Below are 18,294 nucleotides of genomic sequence, written 5' to 3'. Positions count from 1 at the left end.
TCAGCCCTTGAGCAGGTTGGCGTCGTCGACCGAAGCCGATTTGCGGGCACGGAAAATCGTCATGATGATGGCCAGGCCGATCACCACCTCGCAGGCGGCGACGACCATCGTGAAGAAGGCCACCATCTGGCCGTCGAGGTGACCGTGCAGCCGGGCGAACGTGACGAAGGCCAGGTTGACCGCATTGAGCATCAGCTCGACGCACATGAACATCACAATCGCGTTGCGCCGCAACAGCACACCGGCAGCGCCGATGGTGAACAGCAGCGCGGACAGGTACAGATAATTCTGCGGATTCATCACGCACCGTTCTCAGAACCGTTGGAACCACGACCGGACGGCACGCCCTGGTCGTCAAATGTCCGTATTTCCAGTACCGCGGGCACCGACAACCTGGAGAAGGAGCCATCGGGAAGCCGTGCGGCGGTGTCGACCGCGTTGTGCCGGGCATAGACACCGGGACCGGGAAGCGGGGTGGGGTACCCGCCGGGCTGGAATCGCTCGATGGACATCTCGCGCTGTGTCTTGCGGCGCTCGAAGCGCTCCCGGTGCGCCAGGATCATCGCGCCGATGGCGGACGTGATCAGTAGCGCGCTGGTCAGCTCGAACGCCCACAGGTATTGGGTGAAGATCAGCGCCGCCAGACCCTGGACATTGCCTTCGGCATTCGCCTGCGTCAGTCCGGCGAAACCGTGGGTGCTGACGTTGCCGATACCGGCGATGAGCACGATGCCGAATCCCAGACCGGCGGCCACCGCGGCAGCTCGTTGTCCGCGCAGCGTCTCCACGAGGGATTCCGCTGAGTCCACGCCGATCAGCATCAGCACGAACAGGAACAGCATCATCACCGCGCCGGTATAGACCACGATCTGCACCACGCCGAGGAACAAAGCATCTTCGATCATGTAGAACACCGCGAGAACGATCATCGTCATCGCCAGCGACATCGCGCAGTACACCGCGTTGGCGGCCATCACCACACCCAGCGCGCCGATCAGCGCCAGCGTGCCCAGCAGCCAGAACGTCACCGCTTCACCGGTGGAGGTGCGGGTGAGGACGTCGGCGGCCAGCACACTGGTCATCGGAGCGATCACGGGATGACGTCCGGATTCCGGTTGTCGCGCAGGCCTTTTGCGGTGATGTTGCCGCGGTAGTAGTCGGCGTCGGTGGACCCTTCGGCCCGGGGGTGCGGTGCCGGGATCATCCCTTCCTGCAAGGGAGCCAGCAGGTTGACCTTCTCATAGATCAGGTCGGCGCGGTTGTCGTCGGCCATCTCGTAGTGATTGGTCATCGTCAACGCGCGGGTCGGGCAGGCTTCGACGCACAGCCCGCATCCGATGCAGCGCAGATAGTTGATCTGATAGACCTGCCCGTAGCGTTCGCCGGGCGAAAACCGTGCCTCGTCGGTGTTGTCGGCGCCTTCGACGTAGATCGCGTCGGCCGGGCACGCCCATGCGCACAGCTCGCAGCCGATGCATTTCTCCAGACCGTCGGCGTAGCGGTTGAGCTGATGGCGGCCGTGGTAGCGCGGCTTCACCGGGCCAGGGTTTTCCGGATATCCCTCGGTGACGGGCCGTTTGAACATCGAGCCGAACGTGACGCCGAACCCGGCGATGGAACTCAGGAATTTAGCCATGTGCAGCCTCCTTGGTCGCCGGCACCGGCGACCGGCCGGGCAGTGGCGGCGTGGGAAATGCCGGCTCGACGGACGCCGCTTGTATTGACGCCGCTTGTACTGACACCGCCTCCGCCGACTCATTGCGGCGCCGCCTTTTGCGAATTTGCTTGTTGCTGAACGGTCTTTGCAGCAATGCCAGCAGCACGACGGTGACGACGATGCTGGCGCCGACCAGCAGCGACGTCCAGTGCGGGTAACCCTGGTTACGCAGGGTGCGGATCGCCGCGGCGATCAGCGCCCAGACCAGCGACACGGGGATGAGAAGTTTCCATCCCAGCGCCATGAACTGGTCGTAACGCAGCCGTGGCAGCGTGGCCCGCAGCCAGAAGTAGAAGAACAAGAAGACCCACACCTTGGCGGTGAACCACAGCACCGGCCACCAGCCGCTGTTGGCGCCCGCCCACATGTTCAGCGGCCACGGCGCGTGCCAGCCGCCCATGAACAGCGTTGCAGCCAGCGCCGACACCGTGGTCATGTTGATGTACTCGGCGAGATAGAACATCGCGAAGCTCAGCGACGAGTACTCGGTGTGGAAACCGGCGACCAGTTCACCTTCGGCCTCGGGCAGGTCGAACGGCGCCCGGTTGGTCTCACCGACCATGGACACCAGGTAGGTGGTGAACGACGGCAGCAGCAAGAACACGTACCAGACCCGGTCCTGGGCCGACACGATCTGCGAGGTGGACATCGTTCCGGCGTAAAGGAATACGGTGGCGAACGACAGTCCCATCGCGACCTCGTAGGAGATCACCTGCGCGGTAGAGCGCACCCCGCCCAGCAGCGGATAGGTCGAGCCCGACGACCAGCCCGCCAGCACGATGCCGTAGACCCCGATCGACGAGAGCGCCAGGATGAACAGCACTGCCACCGGCAGGTCGGTCACTTGCAGCGGGGTCCAGTGACCGAAGACCGAGACCTGCGGCCCGAACGGGATGAACGCAAAAGCCGTGATCGCGGGAATTGTCGAAATAGCCGGTGCCAGAATGAAAATCGGCTTTTCGACACCGAATGGTGTGATCGGCTCCTTCAGCGCCAGCTTGATGCCGTCGGCCAGGCTTTGCAGATAGCCGCGGGGGCCGACACGGTTGGGTCCCCAGCGCAGCTGCATCCGTCCCAGGATCTTGCGTTCGGCGAGGATCGCTATCAGCACGGTCAGCACCAGGAACACGAAGACGAGAAGCGCCTTGGCCAGGATCAGCCACCAGGTGTCGTGCCCGAAACCGGTCATTGTTTGCTCACTCCAATGTTCACGACCGCACCGGGCGTGACGCCCAGCTGCCGGTGCACTGCCGAGCCCGTCGAGTTCAGCGGTAGCCACGCCACGTGGTCGGGCATTTCGGTGATCGTCAACGGCAGGGTGATCCCGCCGCGTGCGGTGCTGACTGTGACGTCGGCCCCGTCAGTGGCGCCGATCGCGTCCGCCGTCGCCGACGACAACCGCACCACCGGCGTGCGCGCGGTACCGGCCAAGTGTGGCTCGCCGTCCTGCAGCCGTCCGTCGTCGAGCAGCATCCGCCAACCCGCCAACACGGCCTCGCCGGCGCCGGGTGTGGGCGCCGTGGCTGCGGCGACACTGGGCGCGGGGACGGCCTCGCCATCCCAGGTGCCCAATCCGTTCAATTCGGCAAGGGTGGCGGCCACCGTGGGGAAGCCGAGGTCGATACCCATCTCGTCGGCCAGGGTGTCGAGGACACGCAGGTCCGGTGTGGCGGCGGGCGGTAGCGCGGCCGGGAAGCTGCGCTGGCGGCCCTCCCAGTTGATGTAGGTGCCCTCTTTCTCCGCGGCCGGCGCGATCGGGAACACCACGTGGGCGCGATCGGTCACCGCGCTGCGCCGCAGCTCCAGACTCACCACGAAGCCCGCGGCGTCCAGCGCGGACAGGACCGCGGCGGGGTCGGCGAAGTCGTCGGGTTCGATACCGCCGACCAGTAGTGCGCCCAGTGTGCCGTCGGCAGCCGCAGCCAGGATGCCGTCGGCGTCACGCCCTGCGGCGGAAGGCAATTCGGAGACGTGCCAGGCCTGCGAGACCTGTGCACGGGCGGTCTCGTCGCCGAGCGGTCGACCGCCGGGCAGCAGCCCCGGCAGGGCGCCGGCCTCGATCGCGCCGCGTTCGCCCGCGCGGCGGGGCACCCACGCGAGCTGCGCGCCGGTGCTGTCGGCGAGCCGGGCTGCGGCAGACAATCCGCCGGGCACACTGGCCAGGCGTTCGCCGACGATGATGATCGCCCCGGGCTTAGACAGGTGATCGCCGAGTTCACCGCCGGCCAGCCCGTCCAACGCGGCGGCCTCACCGCCGGGCACGGTCTCGATCAGCGTGCCCTGCATCTTCTGTAACCCGTTGCTGGCGAACGGCGCAACCGCGTGTACCGCCAGCCCGTGCTTGCGGGCTGCTTTGCGCAGCCGCAGGTACACAATCGGCGACTCTTCCTCCGGTTCGAAGCCGGCCAGCAGGACCACCGGCGCCGACTCCAGATCGGCATAGCTGGTCGTGATCGGCCTGCCCGCGACCCGGGCCGCCAGGAACTGCGTCTCCTCGCTGGAGTGTGGGCGGGCGCGGAAGTCGATGTCGTTGGTGCCCAACACGATTCGGGCGAACTTCGAGTAGGCGTACGCATCTTCGACAGTCAGCCGGCCACCCGGCAGCACGCCGGCACCGCCGGCCGCGGTGGTGAGTCCCTCGATCGCCGCGGCCACCGCATGCGGCCACGAAGCGGGCACGAGTGAGCCGTCTGGGTCTCGTACCAGGGGAGTGGTGATCCGGTCACCCCGGGTGGCGTAGGTGAAGGCCCACCGGCCCTTGTCGCAGTTCCACTCCTCGTTGACCTCGGGCTCGTCGCCGGCCAGCCGCCGCAGTACCTTCCCGCGGCGGTGGTCGGTGCGCTGGGCACATCCCGACGCGCAGTGCTCGCACACACTCGGGGTGGAGACGAGGTCGAATGGCCGGGCCCGGAACCGGTAGGCGGTGCCGGTCAGCGCACCGACCGGGCAGATCTGCACGGTGTTACCGGAGAAATAGGACTCGAATGGTTCGTTGGCGTAGATGCCGACCTGTTGCAGCGCACCACGTTCGAGCATTTCGATGAACGGGTCGCCGGCGATCTGGTCGGAAAATCGGGTGCAGCGCGCGCACAGGATGCAGCGCTCGCGGTCCAGCATCACCTGCGAGGAGATGTTGATCGGTTTAGCGAATGTGCGTTTGACGTCCTCGAACCGGGAATCGGGGCGGCCGTTGGACATCGCCTGATTCTGCAGCGGGCACTCACCGCCCTTGTCGCACATCGGGCAGTCCAGCGGGTGGTTGATCAGCAGCAGCTCCATCACGCCGTGCTGCGCCTTGTCGGCGGCCTCGGAGCTGTATTGGGTGCGGACCACCATGTCGTCGGCGACCGGAATGGTGCACGACGCCATGGGTTTACGCTGGCCTTCGATCTCCACTATGCATTGGCGGCACGCGCCGACCGGGTCCAGCAGCGGGTGGTCGCAGAACCGGGGAATCTGTACGCCGATCAGCTCGGCGGCCCGAATCACCAAAGTTCCCTTGGGGACGCTGATCTCGGTGCCGTCGATGTTCAGCGTCACCAATTCGGGCTCGGTGACCTTCTCTCCGGTGTCGGCGGTTTGAGTCATACCCTCACTCCGTCTGCCTCGAGCATGGATTCCCGGGGGTCGAACGGACAGCCGCCGCCCTCGACATGCGCGACGTATTCGTCGCGGAAGAATTTGATCGACGACGCGACCGGGCTTGCCGCGCCATCGCCCAAGGCGCAGAACGACTTACCGAGAATCGCGTCGGAGATGTCCAGCAGCTTGTCCAGGTCTTCGGCCGTGCCGTGACCGGCTTCCAGGCGGTGGTAGATCTGACTCAGCCAGAACGTGCCCTCGCGGCACGGCGTGCACTTGCCGCACGACTCGTGCTGGTAGAAGTCGGTCCACCGGCCCACCGCGCGCACCACGCAGGTGGTCTCATCGAAAATCTCCAGCGCTTTGGTGCCCAGCATCGAGCCGACTGATCCGACACCCTCGTAGTCCAGTGGGACGTCCAGGTGTTCGTCGGTGAGAAGCGGTGTCGACGATCCGCCGGGCGTCCAGAACTTCAACGTGTGTCCGGCCCGCACGCCGCCGGCGTAATCGAGCAGTTCTCGCAAGGTGATGCCCAGTGGCGCCTCGTACTGGCCGGGTCGAGTCACGTGCCCCGACAGCGAATAAAGCGTGTAGCCAGGCGATTTCTCGCTGCCCATGGACCGGAACCAGTCCACGCCGTTGAGGATGATCGACGGGACGCTGGCGATGGTCTCGACGTTGTTGATCACCGTCGGGCAGTCGTAGAGGCCGGCGACCGCGGGGAACGGCGGACGTAGTCGCGGCTGGCCGCGGCGGCCCTCCAACGAGTCGAGCAGCGCCGTCTCCTCGCCGCAGATGTAGGCGCCGGCGCCGGCGTGCACGACCAATTCGAGGTCGTAGCCCGAACCGGCGATGTCGCGGCCCAGGTAGCCGTTGGCGTACGCCTCGGCCACTGCGTTCTGCAGGCGTCGCAACACCGGCAGCACTTCACCGCGCACGTAGATGAAGGCGTGACTGGCCCGAATCGCGTACGACGCGATGATCACCCCTTCGATCAGGACGTGCGGGGTGGCCAGCATCAGCGGAATGTCTTTGCACGTACCAGGTTCCGACTCGTCGGCGTTGACCACCAGGTAGTGCGGTTTGGCGGCCGCGCCGGTGTCGCCCTGCGGGATGAACGACCATTTCGTCCCGGTCGAGAAGCCCGCGCCGCCGCGACCGCGCAGCCCGGAATCCTTGACGGCGGTGATCACCGCGTCGGGTTCCATTTTGAAGGCTTTGTCCAGCGCCTGATAGCCCTCGTTGCGGCGATAGGTGTCCAGGGTCCACGATTCGGGGTCGTCCCAGAAGCGGCTCAGCACCGGAGTCAATGGTGTTGGCGACGCCATTACCGACCTTCCCCTGAGCTGTCGGCCGCCGGGGCCGTCATACTGCGCTCCTTGGCGACGCGCAGCCCGGCCAGTGTGGCCGCGCCGGCTCCGCCTTGACCCTCGTCCGGCCGCGAGTCGGGGAAACCGGCCAGGATCCGCTCGGTCTCTTTGAATTTGCACAATGGCACACCGCGCGTCGGAGCGGGAGGGTTGCCGGAGCGCAGCCCGTCGACGAGCTTGCGCGCCGACTCGGTGGTCTGGTTGTCGTAGAACTCCCAGTTGACCATCACCACCGGTGCGTAGTCGCACGCCGCGTTGCACTCGATGTGCTGCAGGGTGACCGATCCGTCGGACGTCGTCTCGTCGTTGCCGATGCCCAGGTGCTCTTTGAGCGAGTCGAAGATCGCGTCGCCGCCCATCACCGCGCACAGCGTGTTGGTGCACACCCCGACCAGGTATTCGCCGGTGGGTCCGCGCCGATACATACTGTAAAAGGTTGCGACAGCGGCAACTTCGGCGCCGGTCAATCCGAGTTGTTCGCCGCAGAACTCGATGCCTGCCGGAGTCACATAACCGTCTTGTGCCTGGACCAGGTGCAGTAGCGGCAGCAGCGCGGAGCGGGGATTGGGATAGCGGCCGATGATCTCCGTGGCGTCGACCTCCAGCCGTGCCTGCACATCGGCCGGGTATGTCTGCGGAGCGCCTTCGGTGACGAACTGTCCCGGTTCTTCGGGCGGCGGGCCAAGCCGGATGAACACCCGTTCGCCGTTGCTGCTGGCGCCGGGAGATTGTGCTGCGGTCATCGGTCCACCCCGCCCATCACTGGGTCGATACTGGCCACCGCGGTGATCACGTCGGCAACCATGCCGCCCTCGCACATCGCGGCGACGGCCTGAAGATTGGTGAACGACGGGTCCCGGTAATGCACCCGATACGGACGTGTCCCGCCGTCGCTGACCATGTGCACGCCCAACTCGCCGCGGGGCGATTCGACGGCGACGTAGACCTGCCCGGCCGGCACCCGGATGCCCTCGGTGACCAGCTTGAAGTGGTGGATCAACGCTTCCATCGAGCCGCTCATGATCTTTTCGATGTGCTCCGGTGAGTTGCCCAAGCCGTCGGGACCGACTTTCAAATCAGCAGGCCAGGCGATCTTGCGGTCCTCGACCATGGTCGGTCCGGGACGTAGCTTGTCCAGGCACTGCTCGACGATCTTCACCGACTCCCACATCTCTTTGACCCGAATGATGTAGCGGCCGTAGGCATCACAACCATCGTCGGTGATCACGTCGAACTCGTAGTGCTCATATCCGCAGTAGGGCTCGGCGCGGCGCAGGTCGTGCGGCAGCCCGGTGGCTCGCAGACACGGCCCGGTCACTCCCAGCGCCATGCAGCCGGTCAGGTCCAGATAGCCGACATCCTTGGTGCGCGCCTTCCAGATGGCGCTCTCGTTGAGCAGGTCGCCCATTTCGCGCAGCGTAACCTTCAACGGCTTGAGTGCTTCAGCGATCTCGGTCTTTGCGTCCGGTGGCAGGTCCTGGGAGACACCGCCGGGCCGGATGTACCCGCTGTTCATCCGCAGCCCGGTGATCGACTCGAACAGGTTGAGGATGATCTCGCGGCCCTTGAAGCCGGTGAACATCGGCGTCATCGCGCCCAGTTCCATTCCGCCGGTCGCCAAAGCGACCAGGTGCGAGGAGATCCGGTTGAGCTCCATCATCATCACCCGGATGACGCTGACCCGTTCGGGGATCTGGTCGGTGATGCCGAGCAGCTTCTCCACGCCCAGGCAGAAGGCGGTTTCATTGAAAAATGGTGACAGGTAATCCATTCGAGTCACGAATGTCACGCCCTGCGTCCAGTACCGGTACTCGAGATTCTTCTCGATTCCGGTGTGCAGGTAGCCGATTCCGCACCGGGCGTCGGTAACGGTCTCGCCTTCGATCTCCAGGATCAACCGCAGCACGCCGTGGGTGGACGGGTGCTGGGGTCCCATGTTGACGACGATCCGTTCACCGGGTTCGCCTTTGCGGGCCGCCTCGACGATCTGGTTCCAATCCTGGCCGGTGACAGCGATCAAGGTGTCGGAGCCGTCGTCGCGCGCGGTGCTGGTGGTTTCGCTCATCAGTTGTAGGACCTCCGCTCGTCGGGCGGGGGAATCGTGGCGCCCTTGTACTCCACCGGGACGCCACCGAGCGGATAGTCCTTGCGCTGCGGATGTCCCTGCCAGTCGTCGGGCATCTCGATGCGGGTCAACGACGGGTGGCCGTCGAAGATGATGCCGAAGAAGTCGTAGGTCTCGCGCTCGTGCCAGTCGTTGGTCGGGTAGATCGCGAACAACGAGGGGATGTGCGGATCACCGTCTGGCGCTGCCACTTCCAGCCGAACACGTCGGCCGTGGGTGATCGAGTTCAGCGGGTACACTGCATGCAATTCGCGTCCGCTCTCGTCCGGATAGTGCACGCCGTTGACACCCAGGCACAACTCGAAGCGCAGCTGCGGATCGTCACGGAGCCGGCGCGCGACTTGCGGCAGCAGCTCGCGACGCACGTGCAGCGTCAGCTCGTCAAGGTAGACCACGACTTTCTCGACGGCGTCGGCGAATTCGACGTCGTCGGCTTCCTTCAGTGCCTCGGCCAGCCGGTCGACCACCTCGTCGAAGTAGCTGCCGTAGGGGCGCGGGCTGCCTTCGTCGATGGTGACCTGCCGAAGCAGTCGTCCGTAGCCCGACGTGTCACCGCTGCCCCGGACGCCGAACATGCCGTGGCGGACGCCGATCACCTCGGCGTCGGAGGTGTCGGCGCCAACGGGCGTTCCGCCGACCTCGCTGGCTGCCCGCTTGGGATCGTGTTCCGGCGAACTCATCGCAGCAGCCCATGCATCTCGATCGTCGGCCGGGCGGCAAGTGCCGCCTGCTCCGCCTCGGCGATGGCCTGCTCGCGGTTGACGCCCAGCGGCATCTCTTGAATCTTGTCGTGCAGCTTGAGGATTGCGTAGAGCAGCATCTCCGGACGCGGTGGGCAGCCGGGCAGGTAGATGTCCACCGGTACGACGTGATCCACGCCCTGCAAGATCGCGTAGTTGTTGAACATGCCACCCGACGATGCGCAGACGCCCATGGCAAGTACCCATTTCGGTTCGGCCATCTGGTCGTAGATCTGACGCAGCACCGGCGCCATCTTCTGGCTGACCCGGCCGGCGACGATCATCAGGTCGGCCTGCCGGGGTGTCGCTGAAAACCGCTCCATGCCAAAGCGTGCGATGTCGAATCGCGGGCCGGCAGTGGCCATCATCTCGATCGCGCAGCAGGCCAATCCGAATGTGGCCGGCCACAACGAGTTCTTGCGAAAGTATCCCGCCAGTTGTTCAACGGTCGTCAGCAAGAAGCCGCTCGGTAGTTTCTCTTCCAGGCCCACGATTTACCTCAATCCCACGTCAAGCCACCGCGGCGCCACACGTATGCGTAGGCCACGAAGACGGTGAGCATGAACACCACCATCTCGATCAGCGCGAACAGTCCCAGCTGGTCGTAGCTGACCGCCCACGGGTACAAGAACACGATTTCGATATCGAAGACGATGAACAGCATCGCCGTCAGGTAGTACTTCACCGGGAACCGCTGTCCGCTGCCGGCGTGCGGTGCGTTGGCCGGCTGGTCGCTCGGCTCGATCCCGCATTCGTACGCCTCCAGCTTCGCCCGGTTGTACCGCGACGGGCCGGTGACCTGGGCGAGCGCAACCGAGCCGAGCGCGAAGGCTGCGGCGATCCCTCCGAGTACGAGGATGGGCAGGTAGAGATTCATCCCGCGAAGACGCTCCCTCACTGTGGTCTAGGGGCTGGACTGTGAGCGCAACCACAGCCTAGCGACCGTGTGCTGTCCCGCGCTCAGCAGTCTAGTTGTGAGCTCAACCACAACCACATGGGTGGTGGGCACGCCGATGCATGACTCGCCACGCCGACCATGTACAAGTTACGAATTGCCAAGGGCGCAAAGCCATTCGGCTTGGCTACGACTGAAGAAAGGGGAACGTGTTAGGACCCTGTGCAATGGCAGGGCTGCGCTGTTCGGCAAGCCGGGTCAGCGGCTACTGCACCGGGGTGCGCAGCAACTCGAGCACAGTGCGGCTGAGCCGAATCGGGTCGATCGGATGGGGGACCGAACGCTCGGCGCGTGACCAGTTGGCCAGCCACGCGTCGTCGCGCCTGCCGGTCAGCACCACGATCGGCGGCCCGTCGTCGATTTCGTCTTTGAGCTGCTTAGCGATGCCCATGCCGCCCTCGGGGGTGGCCTCCCCGTCGAGGATGGCCAGATCGATGCCGCCGGCGTCTACCTGCTGGATCACGACCGGCCCGGTCGCGACCTCGATGTAGCTCAACTCGGGCAGGTCCGGGTGCACCCGTTTGCCCAGCGCCAGCATGACGTCCTGTCGAGTCTTGGCGTTGTCGCTGTACACGAGGATCTTCAGGGGTCTGGTGTCGGGCACGGTGCAGATGCTACTGCCCGGCGACCGCTACCGCGGCGCCCGGACGAAGTACGCGTTGGCCCAGGCCGTCGCGGTCTTCGCGACCATTCCCAGCCGATTCCAGCCGAGATCGAATTGGTCCCGGTCGACTTCGGTGTGCGTGGATACCTGCACCGAGCCGTCATCGAGCGTTTTGATTGCGACCGGCAGCGTCACCGGCGCGGTGACGCCTTTGATGCTGAACGTCGCCCGTAGATCGCCGGTGTTGCCGCCGGTCGGCTCGACAGCGGCCACCTCCACGCTGATCTTCGGGTAGCGGTCGGCGTCGAAGAAATCGGCTGACCGCAGGTGCTCGTCGCGTTTACCGATGCCGGTGCGCAGCGACGCAACTTGGATGTCCAGTCGGCCGCAGAGGGCGCCTTCGCCGGTGATCTGACCGTCACCGCCGACGTCGGTGAACCGGCCCTTGACGTTGACCAGACCCCAGAAGTTCCGGATCTTGAAGTTGACGGTTGACCGCTCTGCATCCAGGTTCCATACCCCGACGGTGTCGGGGTCGGTCAGCAGTGTCTCGAGGGTAGTCATTTGCGAGGCTCCTTCATTGCCGGTCAGCTCATTATCGGCGCGAGTTCGGCCGGGTCGAAGTACTCGTCGATACGGCTGATCATCGGTTGAGAATCAGGGAAATCACCCAACTTGATCACGATGCACACCCGCAACGCGATCGATCCGCCGTTGCGCCCGGTGGCGTGCAGAACGTGTTGTTGGACGAAACCGTCGGAAAACAGCCGGCGATCGAGGATCTCGTAGCGGCGCTCCGCGGTGACGTCGATGAACCAGTGCAACACCCGCAACGCCCGAGCCTTGTCGTCGTCGCGGCGTGATCCGGCCCGCCACACCGCGATGTCGCCGTCGAACATCTGCTCCAGCGTTGCCTCGTCGCCTTGTTCGATTGCCGCGAACAGCTGATCGGCCGCATTGGCGATCGCGGAGGCGTCGGCTGCAGGCATGGCAGCTCCTGTGTTGTCTTCGGGTCGGCCCAAAGCCGGGGCAGACATGACCGTACCCGTAGGCGTACGACCAGAGCAGTGGCTCCTCAGGACTTCGATATCAAAACAGCGTGCCGCAGTATGGCGCCTGTTCTGCACTGAATGCGGCATCCAATTCGCGCAGTGCGCCGCTCTCCAGTTCAGTGATGCGATTGGCCCGACGAAATTCCGACACCCGGTGCGCCCCCATGTAAATCGTTGCCAGTTCTGCGAGACCGATTTCGACGTCCGGGGGACCGTCGTGCGGCGTGCATTTGCCGGCACCATCGCGAATCTGGAGCAGGAATCGTCCTCCCGCGAGGCCGAGCGGATCTGTGACTTCGAGTACCAAGTCAGCGTCGGCGGCGTACCCGCGGGCGCCGAGTGCTTCGGGCACATCGTTGATTCGTACCCAGAGCCAGTCGCTCACGCCCTTGATTTCGGCAGCACGCTGGTCGGTGAGCTTGAGTGGAAGCGGATCATCAACCGGTACGTCCATCTCAATGTGGTCGAACATCTCCAAAGCCAATAGTGTCTGCAGCAATTCGCTGTGAGCTTCGTCGGTGATGGCGCAGAAATCCTCGACAACCGCGGTGCCGAAAGGCGGCCGAAATTCGTGATTGGTCGCACTGTTGACTCGATATGTCAGGAAGCCGTCCGGATGAATAGTGCAATTCAGCACAGATCCGTCGTTTCGCTGTGTCGGCCTGTCTTCCAGACAGTCTTTCCACCAAGCCGGGGCCCGCTCCACAGCTCCACAGGTGGTGGCGCGCCATCGGTCATAGATTTCCGGCAAGTCGCGTCTCGCCTCGGCAGCGTTGACCTCGCGAGCTGGGTTTCCGGTCGGCTCGTCTCGCAGCTTCGCGGAGCGACGGTCGATGGAGAGATTCTGGCTGTAGCTCGCCACACCAGCACCGAAACCGTCGTACATCGCAGTCTGGGTCGGAACACCACAGACAATCGGATAGCCGCGGTCGAGCAGTATCCCGAGTCCCTGGGCGCTGAGTTGCCCCCATACTCCTCGTCCCTGATGCGTTGATGCGACGGTGATCATCGTCAGCCATGCAGCTCGCAGGCTGACGCCACCCGGCACGGTGAGCCGCGAGCGGTAGATGATCGACGTCCCTACCAGGAATGGTCGCTGCGGATCGGAGACATCCTCGGCAACCAAGATGTCATCGAGTTCGACTCTGCGTTTCCAGGCCTCGACGCTCCGAGCGTCCACCGGATCGCCGAACGTGCGAGCCTGCTGCTCATAGACTGCCTGCCAGTCATTTTCGGTTGGATGCCGGATGGTGATGGCCTCATCCGTAGTGTTCATCGCTGGTCCAATTCGCTCTCAAGCCCTGCCGACCGGGTACTTCGCGCGCCGAATCCGACGAAGCTGACTTTTGACCTTTATTGACGCTGCGGCATCCAAAACAGGTACCCACCCGCTGAACCGGCCAATCAGTTGCCCTATTTCAGGTGTCAAGGGCCGTTTCCGGTCATCCAAGGTGAGCAAGCCGGTGTCGGGCAGCCTCGATCGGGTATAGCGCAGAGGGGGTGGGCCGATGGCGGAAGGACGCCGAGATGCTGCGAGGAATCACGCGACTTGCGATCGCCGCGCCGCGCCGCATCATCACCGTCACCGTCTTGCTGCTGCTGGGGGCGGCGATCTTTGGCATCCCGGTGATCGGCAGCTTGTCGGGCGGCGGCTTTCAAGATCCGGGCTCGGAGTCTGCAAGGGCCACTGGCCTGCTCAGAGACAAGTTCGGCCAGACGGATCAGCAGATGCTGATCGCGGTGACCACCCCCGCCGGCGTCCGCAGCGATCAGGCGCGCCGCGTCGGCACCGACATCGTCGACCACCTGAAACGATCGCCATGGGTCTTGAACGTGTCCTCCCCGTGGCCTGTCTCCCACGGGCCGCCGCAGGCCGCTTCGATGCTGGTCAGCAAGGACGGCAAATCCGGGTTGATCGTGGCGGGACTGAAAGGCGGGGAGGACAACGCGCAGAAGTACGCCGGCACGCTCTGTCGCGAATTAGTGCATGACCGTGACGGCGTCACAGTGCGTGCCGGCGGCATGGCCGTCGCGTATGCGCAGATCAATCAGCAAAACGAGCGCGACCTGCTGTTGATGGAGTCCATCGCGATTCCACTGAGCTTCGCGGTGCTGATCTGGGTGCTGGGCGGCGTGGTCGCCGCTGCGCTGCCGATTGTGGTGGGCGGACTTGCCATTGTCGGCACGCTGTCGGTGTTGCGGCTGATCGGGTTCACCACGGTGCTGTCTACCTATGCACTGGACTTGAGCATCGCCATGGGTCTCGCGCTGGCGATCGACTACAACCTGTTGATCATCATTCGCTACCGCGAGGAGCTGGCGCGGCTCGGCGACCGAGACCAAGCACTGCTGCAGACCATGGCCACCGCGGGCCGAACCGTGTTGTTCTCTGCCGGCACCGTCGCATTGTCGATGGCGGTGATGGCGCTGTTTCCGATGCCGTTCCTGAAATCGGCGGCCTACACGATTGTTGCGACGGCGCTCATCGTCGCGGTCGCGGCCGTCGTAGTGACTCCGGCGGCGCTCGCACTGTTGGGACCCCGGCTCGACGCCTTGGACGCCCATCAGTTGGCGCGTCGGGCGCTGCCCCCGGTGAGGTGGTGGCGCGAGCACGCCGAAAAGCCGGTCGACTCGCTATTCTGGTACCGATCGACGAAATTCGTACTGCGCCATGCCATCCCGGTCGGTTCGGGCATCGTCGCGCTTCTGCTGCTGCTGGGCGTTCCGTTCGTGGGGGTGAATTGGGGCTTTCCGGATGAGCGCGTATTGCCCCGATCGGCGTCGGCGCGTCAAGTCGCCGACATGTTGGACGACGATTTCGGCAACGGGATAGGAACCGAGGTGTCCGTCGTGGTGCCCGACGCCCGCGGGGTGAAACCCGACGACCTCAAGCGCTACGCCGCCGAGCTGTCCCGGGTACCCGACGTGTCTGCGGTCACCGCGCCCACCGGGACTTTCGCGGCCGGAAAATTGGTGAGACCGTCGGGCGCGGCCACCGGTGTTACGCACGGCAGTGCACTTCTCACTGTGTCCGGCACCGCGCCGCTCTACTCGCAAGCCTCGAACACCCAGCTCAACCGGCTGCACGAGGTCCGCGGTCCGGGTGGACGCGCGGTGGAGATGACCGGGTTGGCGCAGATCAACCGCGACAGCGTTGACGCGATCACCAACCGGCTGCCGATGGTACTGGGGTTGATCGCAGTGATCACGTTCGTGCTGCTGTTCTTGCTCACCGGTAGTGCGGTGCTGCCGCTGCAGGCGCTGTTATGCAATGTGTTGTCGCTGACTGCGGCGTTCGGCGCGATGGTGTGGATCTTCCAGGACGGCCATCTCGGCGCACTGGGCACCACCTCCAATGGGACGTTGAACGCGAATATCCCGGTGTTGTTGTTCTGTGTTGCTTTCGGGCTGGCCATGGATTACGAGGTGTTTCTGGTGTCGCGGATCCAGGAATACTGGTTGGAGTCTCGAGCCGGTTCGCAGACGCGACTGAGTGCCGTCGAGGAGTGCGCCGCCACCGACGAGAGCACGGCTTTGGGCATAGCCGGCATCGGCCGGGTGGTGACCACCGCTGCGGTGGTGATGTCGATTTCGTTCGCCGCGTTGATCCCTGCGCACGTGTCGTTCATGCGGATGCTCGGACTCGGTCTGACACTTGCCGTACTCGCAGACGCCACGCTGGTGCGAATGGTGCTGGTTCCAGTTTTCATCCACCTGCTCGGCCGATGGACGTGGTGGGCGCCGAGGTGGCTGGTGCGGACGCGCCGCCCGGCCGCTGAGGAGCCCCAGGAAACGACGGACCTCGATCGGGAAAAGGTCAGCACATCGGTGAACGACGGTGATTAGCGCATCCGCGCCGCCGGGCGGTTGGGGACAGCTTCGACGCGCGCCAGCTTGAAGATTGCCACCGTCATCGCCGGCACAGCAGACGCCAACGCGATCATCCCGGCGCGATCGGTGTTCAGCGTCTCGCCGAGGACGATGATGCCCAGCACTGCGGCCACGACCGGCTGCGACATCTGCAGGGTGGGCATCGACGCGGTCAAGGGCCCGGCCCGAAATGCCGACTGGCTCCACACGATGCCTCCGAGTGCGGCCAACAGCCAGGCATACAGCTCCGGGGTCTTGGTCAGCACCCACGCGCCATCGCCGAGCCGGGCGACGACCTCCTTGGTCAGCACCGCAAAGACGCCCCACAGCGATCCCGACACCAAGGCGAACAGACCGGCGGCCAGGGCCCCGCCGCGAATTCGGCCGGTCAGGACACACACGACCAACAGCGGCCCAAGCACACCGGCCACCGCGGCCCAGGTTCCCAGTGGTGCGCTCGAACGACCGGCCTGTGGATGACCGACGGTGACGATCGCGGTCACCGCGGCAGTAAGCAGGGCAGCCCAACTCCACTCGGCACCGGTCACCGTGCGGTGCGACCACCTGGCGTTGATCGGCAGCGCGAACAGCACCGAAAACATCAGCAGCGCCTGCACCAGTAGCACCGAGCCCCGGTCCAACGCGGCCGCCTGCAACGCAATGCTCGCGGCAAGCAGGAACGCGCCCCACCACCAGCGCTGATTGCGAAGCAGGATGGCGAACAGCGCGATGGGGCCGACCGACGTTTCGGTGATCCGATGTGCCGCTCGTTGCTGGAGCACGTCGCCGATCGCGATGCACAACGCCGAACTCAACGCCAGCAGAGCGGCAACATCCGTCCGGGCCATCAGCGGTTCTCCGTCGTGTCGAAGGGGAGCAGGCAAATGACCTTCGGTTACCCAATTTTCGGAGCCGTACCGCTCACCGTCTTCGGTCGGTCGGCTGCAACCGCATAAAGCGTTGCGGGCAAAGGCTTTTCGCGGCGGCGGCGTTAGCTGCGGTGGTAACCGGGATGGGCAACCGATAACCGACGCCCAACCAGCGCGCGCAGAGCCGCCTGCACCCCGTCGGCGTCGCCGTCCAGCTCGCCGGCCCGGATGGCAGCAGCCAGCTCGGCTTCGTCGACGCACCCGACGCGGGCCAGCGCGTCGAGGACGCCGTCGGCCGCTTTAGCGTCGGCGAGCAGCTCTCGTTCGACGATGCGCAGCGCATTGGCCGCGACCCGGGCATGGAAATTGACCTGGCCCGCCGTCGACTCCCGCACATCGGTCTCGAGGAATTCGGCGACCGCGTCGATGAGTTCCGCCGCGGTGGGGCGACCGTGCGCGGATGTCATCAGGTCGCGGGAGCCTCGGGACCGCGCCCGACGCCCGTGCGCAGTTTCACCGAGGCGGAGTACGCGAGCGTGCGGAAGCGCAAGACCGGGTCGTCGGACGGTTCGATGCCGTCGGTGACGCGCATCGGGTCGAACACGACGATGTCGCCGTCGTGCTCACGTTCGGTGTCGACGCCGGTGATCTCCAGGGTGCCGACGGTGACGGTTTGGGTGCTCTGCCAGGGTTTGGACGGATCGACGGTCGAGTCACCGTGCGCGGCGATCTGCACCTGGTAGTCGAACCGAACGGGTTGGGACGCAAGGCGTTTGTCGAGTTCCTCGATCAGGAAGTCAGCGCCCTTCGTCTTGGCGACGTCCGGCGGCAAAAACTCCTCGCCGGCGACGGGCTGCAAGTGATAGCGCACGAATCGGTCGCTGCCGTCGGCGGCGACCCAGCGGAACGCATGCAGGCCGTGATAGGCCACGGCGGCGTAGCTGGCCGGCACCTTGTTCGCGGCGCGCACGACCGGCAGCACGGACAACAATCGCGGGTGGGTGGCGATGTATGCGGCCAGCCGCAGCGGAGCCGCGGCGCCCGGGCGCATCGCATGCAACAGCGAGATGAAGCCATCGGGCGTGCTGGCGGGAAACAGCGTGGCCGTCTGGGTGGACACGTCGGTGGTCGACCCGTCCGGCAGGGTGAACTTCACCGCCATCCCGCGTACGCCCGGCGCATTGTCCGGCTGCCCCGGATTGCCGGAGCCGCTGGAGAACCGGATCAGCGCCGGCACCGCCGCGCCGCTGAGGTGCGCGGCCCGGGTGAGTCCGGCGGCCTCGGCGGTGGCGGTGAAGGTGCCACGGTAGAGCTTGCCTTTGGCGTGCAATGCCCGGTTGCCCGGTTTCGCGCCGCCGGTTTCGCGGATGGTTTCGATCGCCTGATCAGGAGTGACCACAGCGAAATCCT

The 18,294-nt window shown here is 65.2% G+C and carries 18 protein-coding genes and 1 pseudogene; 1 reads left to right on the top strand and 18 read right to left on the bottom strand.

The window, feature by feature from the left end; all coding sequences use genetic code 11:
- The 15 genes and pseudogenes from nuoK to VGG53_RS16885 form a co-directional block, all read right to left on the bottom strand.
- Entirely contained in the window at positions 1-300 is a 300-nt protein-coding gene (gene nuoK, locus VGG53_RS16955) for an NADH-quinone oxidoreductase subunit NuoK (protein ID WP_331519233.1), read from the bottom strand.
- A complete protein-coding gene (locus VGG53_RS16950) occupies positions 300-1,082 on the bottom strand; it encodes an NADH-quinone oxidoreductase subunit J (protein ID WP_331519232.1) in 783 nt (260 codons plus the stop codon). The genes nuoK and VGG53_RS16950 overlap by 1 nt, the downstream gene beginning before the upstream one ends.
- Before the next feature lie 8 nt (positions 1,083-1,090).
- Positions 1,091-1,657, bottom strand: a pseudogene (gene nuoI / locus VGG53_RS16945) (NADH-quinone oxidoreductase subunit NuoI); the annotation flags it as partial.
- The gene (gene nuoH, locus VGG53_RS16940; protein WP_331519230.1) at positions 1,629-2,906 is read right to left on the bottom strand and encodes an NADH-quinone oxidoreductase subunit NuoH; all 1,278 of its coding nucleotides are present in this window, start codon (positions 2,904-2,906) and stop codon (positions 1,629-1,631) included. The gene nuoH and the pseudogene nuoI, both read right to left, overlap by 29 nt.
- Positions 2,903-5,305 carry an NADH-quinone oxidoreductase subunit G gene (locus VGG53_RS16935; protein WP_331519229.1) on the bottom strand — a complete coding sequence of 801 codons (2,403 nt, stop codon included), beginning with the start codon at positions 5,303-5,305 and terminating at the stop codon, positions 2,903-2,905. Before VGG53_RS16935 ends, nuoH begins: the two co-directional genes overlap by 4 nt.
- The gene (gene nuoF / locus VGG53_RS16930) at positions 5,302-6,627 is read right to left on the bottom strand and encodes an NADH-quinone oxidoreductase subunit NuoF (RefSeq protein WP_331519228.1); all 1,326 of its coding nucleotides are present in this window, start codon (positions 6,625-6,627) and stop codon (positions 5,302-5,304) included. Before nuoF ends, VGG53_RS16935 begins: the two co-directional genes overlap by 4 nt.
- Positions 6,627-7,412 carry an NADH-quinone oxidoreductase subunit NuoE gene (gene nuoE, locus VGG53_RS16925; protein WP_331519227.1) on the bottom strand — a complete coding sequence of 262 codons (786 nt, stop codon included), beginning with the start codon at positions 7,410-7,412 and terminating at the stop codon, positions 6,627-6,629. Before nuoE ends, nuoF begins: the two co-directional genes overlap by 1 nt.
- Positions 7,409-8,734 carry an NADH dehydrogenase (quinone) subunit D gene (nuoD, locus tag VGG53_RS16920; RefSeq protein ID WP_331519226.1) on the bottom strand — a complete coding sequence of 442 codons (1,326 nt, stop codon included), beginning with the start codon at positions 8,732-8,734 and terminating at the stop codon, positions 7,409-7,411. Before nuoD ends, nuoE begins: the two co-directional genes overlap by 4 nt.
- Positions 8,734-9,474, bottom strand: coding sequence for an NADH-quinone oxidoreductase subunit C (locus VGG53_RS16915; protein WP_331519225.1), 741 nt, complete (start codon positions 9,472-9,474; stop codon positions 8,734-8,736). Before VGG53_RS16915 ends, nuoD begins: the two co-directional genes overlap by 1 nt.
- A complete protein-coding gene (locus tag VGG53_RS16910; RefSeq protein ID WP_331519224.1) occupies positions 9,471-10,025 on the bottom strand; it encodes an NADH-quinone oxidoreductase subunit B family protein in 555 nt (184 codons plus the stop codon). The genes VGG53_RS16915 and VGG53_RS16910 overlap by 4 nt, the downstream gene beginning before the upstream one ends.
- An 8-nt stretch (positions 10,026-10,033) precedes the next feature.
- Positions 10,034-10,411, bottom strand: coding sequence for an NADH-quinone oxidoreductase subunit A (locus VGG53_RS16905; RefSeq protein ID WP_331519223.1), 378 nt, complete (start codon positions 10,409-10,411; stop codon positions 10,034-10,036).
- A 283-nt stretch (positions 10,412-10,694) separates the two neighbouring features.
- Positions 10,695-11,093 (bottom strand): hypothetical protein, encoded by a 399-nt coding sequence (locus VGG53_RS16900; protein ID WP_331519222.1) that lies wholly within the window; start codon positions 11,091-11,093, stop codon positions 10,695-10,697.
- Between the two features lie 27 nt (positions 11,094-11,120).
- Complete coding sequence (locus VGG53_RS16895) at positions 11,121-11,657, bottom strand: YceI family protein (RefSeq protein WP_331519221.1); 537 nt, start codon at positions 11,655-11,657, stop codon at positions 11,121-11,123.
- A 23-nt stretch (positions 11,658-11,680) separates the two neighbouring features.
- The gene (locus VGG53_RS16890) at positions 11,681-12,082 is read right to left on the bottom strand and encodes a DUF4440 domain-containing protein (protein ID WP_331519220.1); all 402 of its coding nucleotides are present in this window, start codon (positions 12,080-12,082) and stop codon (positions 11,681-11,683) included.
- 100 nt (positions 12,083-12,182) lie between these two features.
- On the bottom strand, positions 12,183-13,421 hold the full coding sequence (locus tag VGG53_RS16885) for a GNAT family N-acetyltransferase (protein ID WP_331519219.1): 1,239 nt from the start codon (positions 13,419-13,421) through the stop codon (positions 12,183-12,185).
- Positions 13,422-13,672: 251 nt separating this feature from the next.
- Here VGG53_RS16885 and VGG53_RS16880 point away from each other — a divergent pair, with 251 nt between their 5' ends.
- Positions 13,673-15,991: an MMPL family transporter gene (locus tag VGG53_RS16880; RefSeq protein WP_331519218.1), complete on the top strand. Its 2,319-nt coding sequence runs from the start codon at positions 13,673-13,675 to the stop codon at positions 15,989-15,991.
- On the opposite strand, the gene VGG53_RS16875 is transcribed toward VGG53_RS16880, so the two are convergent.
- The 3 genes from VGG53_RS16875 to VGG53_RS16865 all read right to left on the bottom strand — a co-directional run bounded on the left by VGG53_RS16875 (position 15,988) and on the right by VGG53_RS16865 (position 18,283).
- On the bottom strand, positions 15,988-16,863 hold the full coding sequence (locus VGG53_RS16875; protein ID WP_331519217.1) for a DMT family transporter: 876 nt from the start codon (positions 16,861-16,863) through the stop codon (positions 15,988-15,990). The two genes, VGG53_RS16880 and VGG53_RS16875, sit on opposite strands and share 4 nt — an antisense overlap.
- Positions 16,864-17,006: 143 nt before the next feature.
- Entirely contained in the window at positions 17,007-17,351 is a 345-nt protein-coding gene (locus VGG53_RS16870; protein WP_331519216.1) for a DUF6285 domain-containing protein, read from the bottom strand.
- On the bottom strand, positions 17,351-18,283 hold the full coding sequence (locus VGG53_RS16865; protein ID WP_331519215.1) for a catalase family peroxidase: 933 nt from the start codon (positions 18,281-18,283) through the stop codon (positions 17,351-17,353). Before VGG53_RS16865 ends, VGG53_RS16870 begins: the two co-directional genes overlap by 1 nt.
- Positions 18,284-18,294 lie beyond the last annotated feature (11 nt).

The sequence above is a fragment of the Mycobacterium sp. genome, assembly GCF_036490025.1.
Taxonomy (GTDB): Bacteria; Actinomycetota; Actinomycetes; order Mycobacteriales; family Mycobacteriaceae; genus Mycobacterium.
This window is presented reverse-complemented; position numbering and strand designations above follow the sequence as displayed.

Coding starts and splice junctions, on each gene's coding strand:
- nuoK (WP_331519233.1), bottom strand. CDS start 300: ATGAATCCGCAGAATTATCTGTACCTGTCCGCGCTGCTGTTCACCATC.
- VGG53_RS16950 (WP_331519232.1), bottom strand. CDS start 1,082: ATGACCAGTGTGCTGGCCGCCGACGTCCTCACCCGCACCTCCACCGGT.
- nuoH (WP_331519230.1), bottom strand. CDS start 2,906: ATGACCGGTTTCGGGCACGACACCTGGTGGCTGATCCTGGCCAAGGCG.
- VGG53_RS16935 (WP_331519229.1), bottom strand. CDS start 5,305: ATGACTCAAACCGCCGACACCGGAGAGAAGGTCACCGAGCCCGAATTG.
- nuoF (WP_331519228.1), bottom strand. CDS start 6,627: ATGGCGTCGCCAACACCATTGACTCCGGTGCTGAGCCGCTTCTGGGAC.
- nuoE (WP_331519227.1), bottom strand. CDS start 7,412: ATGACCGCAGCACAATCTCCCGGCGCCAGCAGCAACGGCGAACGGGTG.
- nuoD (WP_331519226.1), bottom strand. CDS start 8,734: ATGAGCGAAACCACCAGCACCGCGCGCGACGACGGCTCCGACACCTTG.
- VGG53_RS16915 (WP_331519225.1), bottom strand. CDS start 9,474: ATGAGTTCGCCGGAACACGATCCCAAGCGGGCAGCCAGCGAGGTCGGC.
- VGG53_RS16905 (WP_331519223.1), bottom strand. CDS start 10,411: ATGAATCTCTACCTGCCCATCCTCGTACTCGGAGGGATCGCCGCAGCC.
- VGG53_RS16895 (WP_331519221.1), bottom strand. CDS start 11,657: ATGACTACCCTCGAGACACTGCTGACCGACCCCGACACCGTCGGGGTA.
- VGG53_RS16890 (WP_331519220.1), bottom strand. CDS start 12,082: ATGCCTGCAGCCGACGCCTCCGCGATCGCCAATGCGGCCGATCAGCTG.
- VGG53_RS16885 (WP_331519219.1), bottom strand. CDS start 13,421: ATGAACACTACGGATGAGGCCATCACCATCCGGCATCCAACCGAAAAT.
- VGG53_RS16880 (WP_331519218.1), top strand. CDS start 13,673: ATGCTGCGAGGAATCACGCGACTTGCGATCGCCGCGCCGCGCCGCATC.
- VGG53_RS16875 (WP_331519217.1), bottom strand. CDS start 16,863: ATGGCCCGGACGGATGTTGCCGCTCTGCTGGCGTTGAGTTCGGCGTTG.
- VGG53_RS16870 (WP_331519216.1), bottom strand. CDS start 17,351: ATGACATCCGCGCACGGTCGCCCCACCGCGGCGGAACTCATCGACGCG.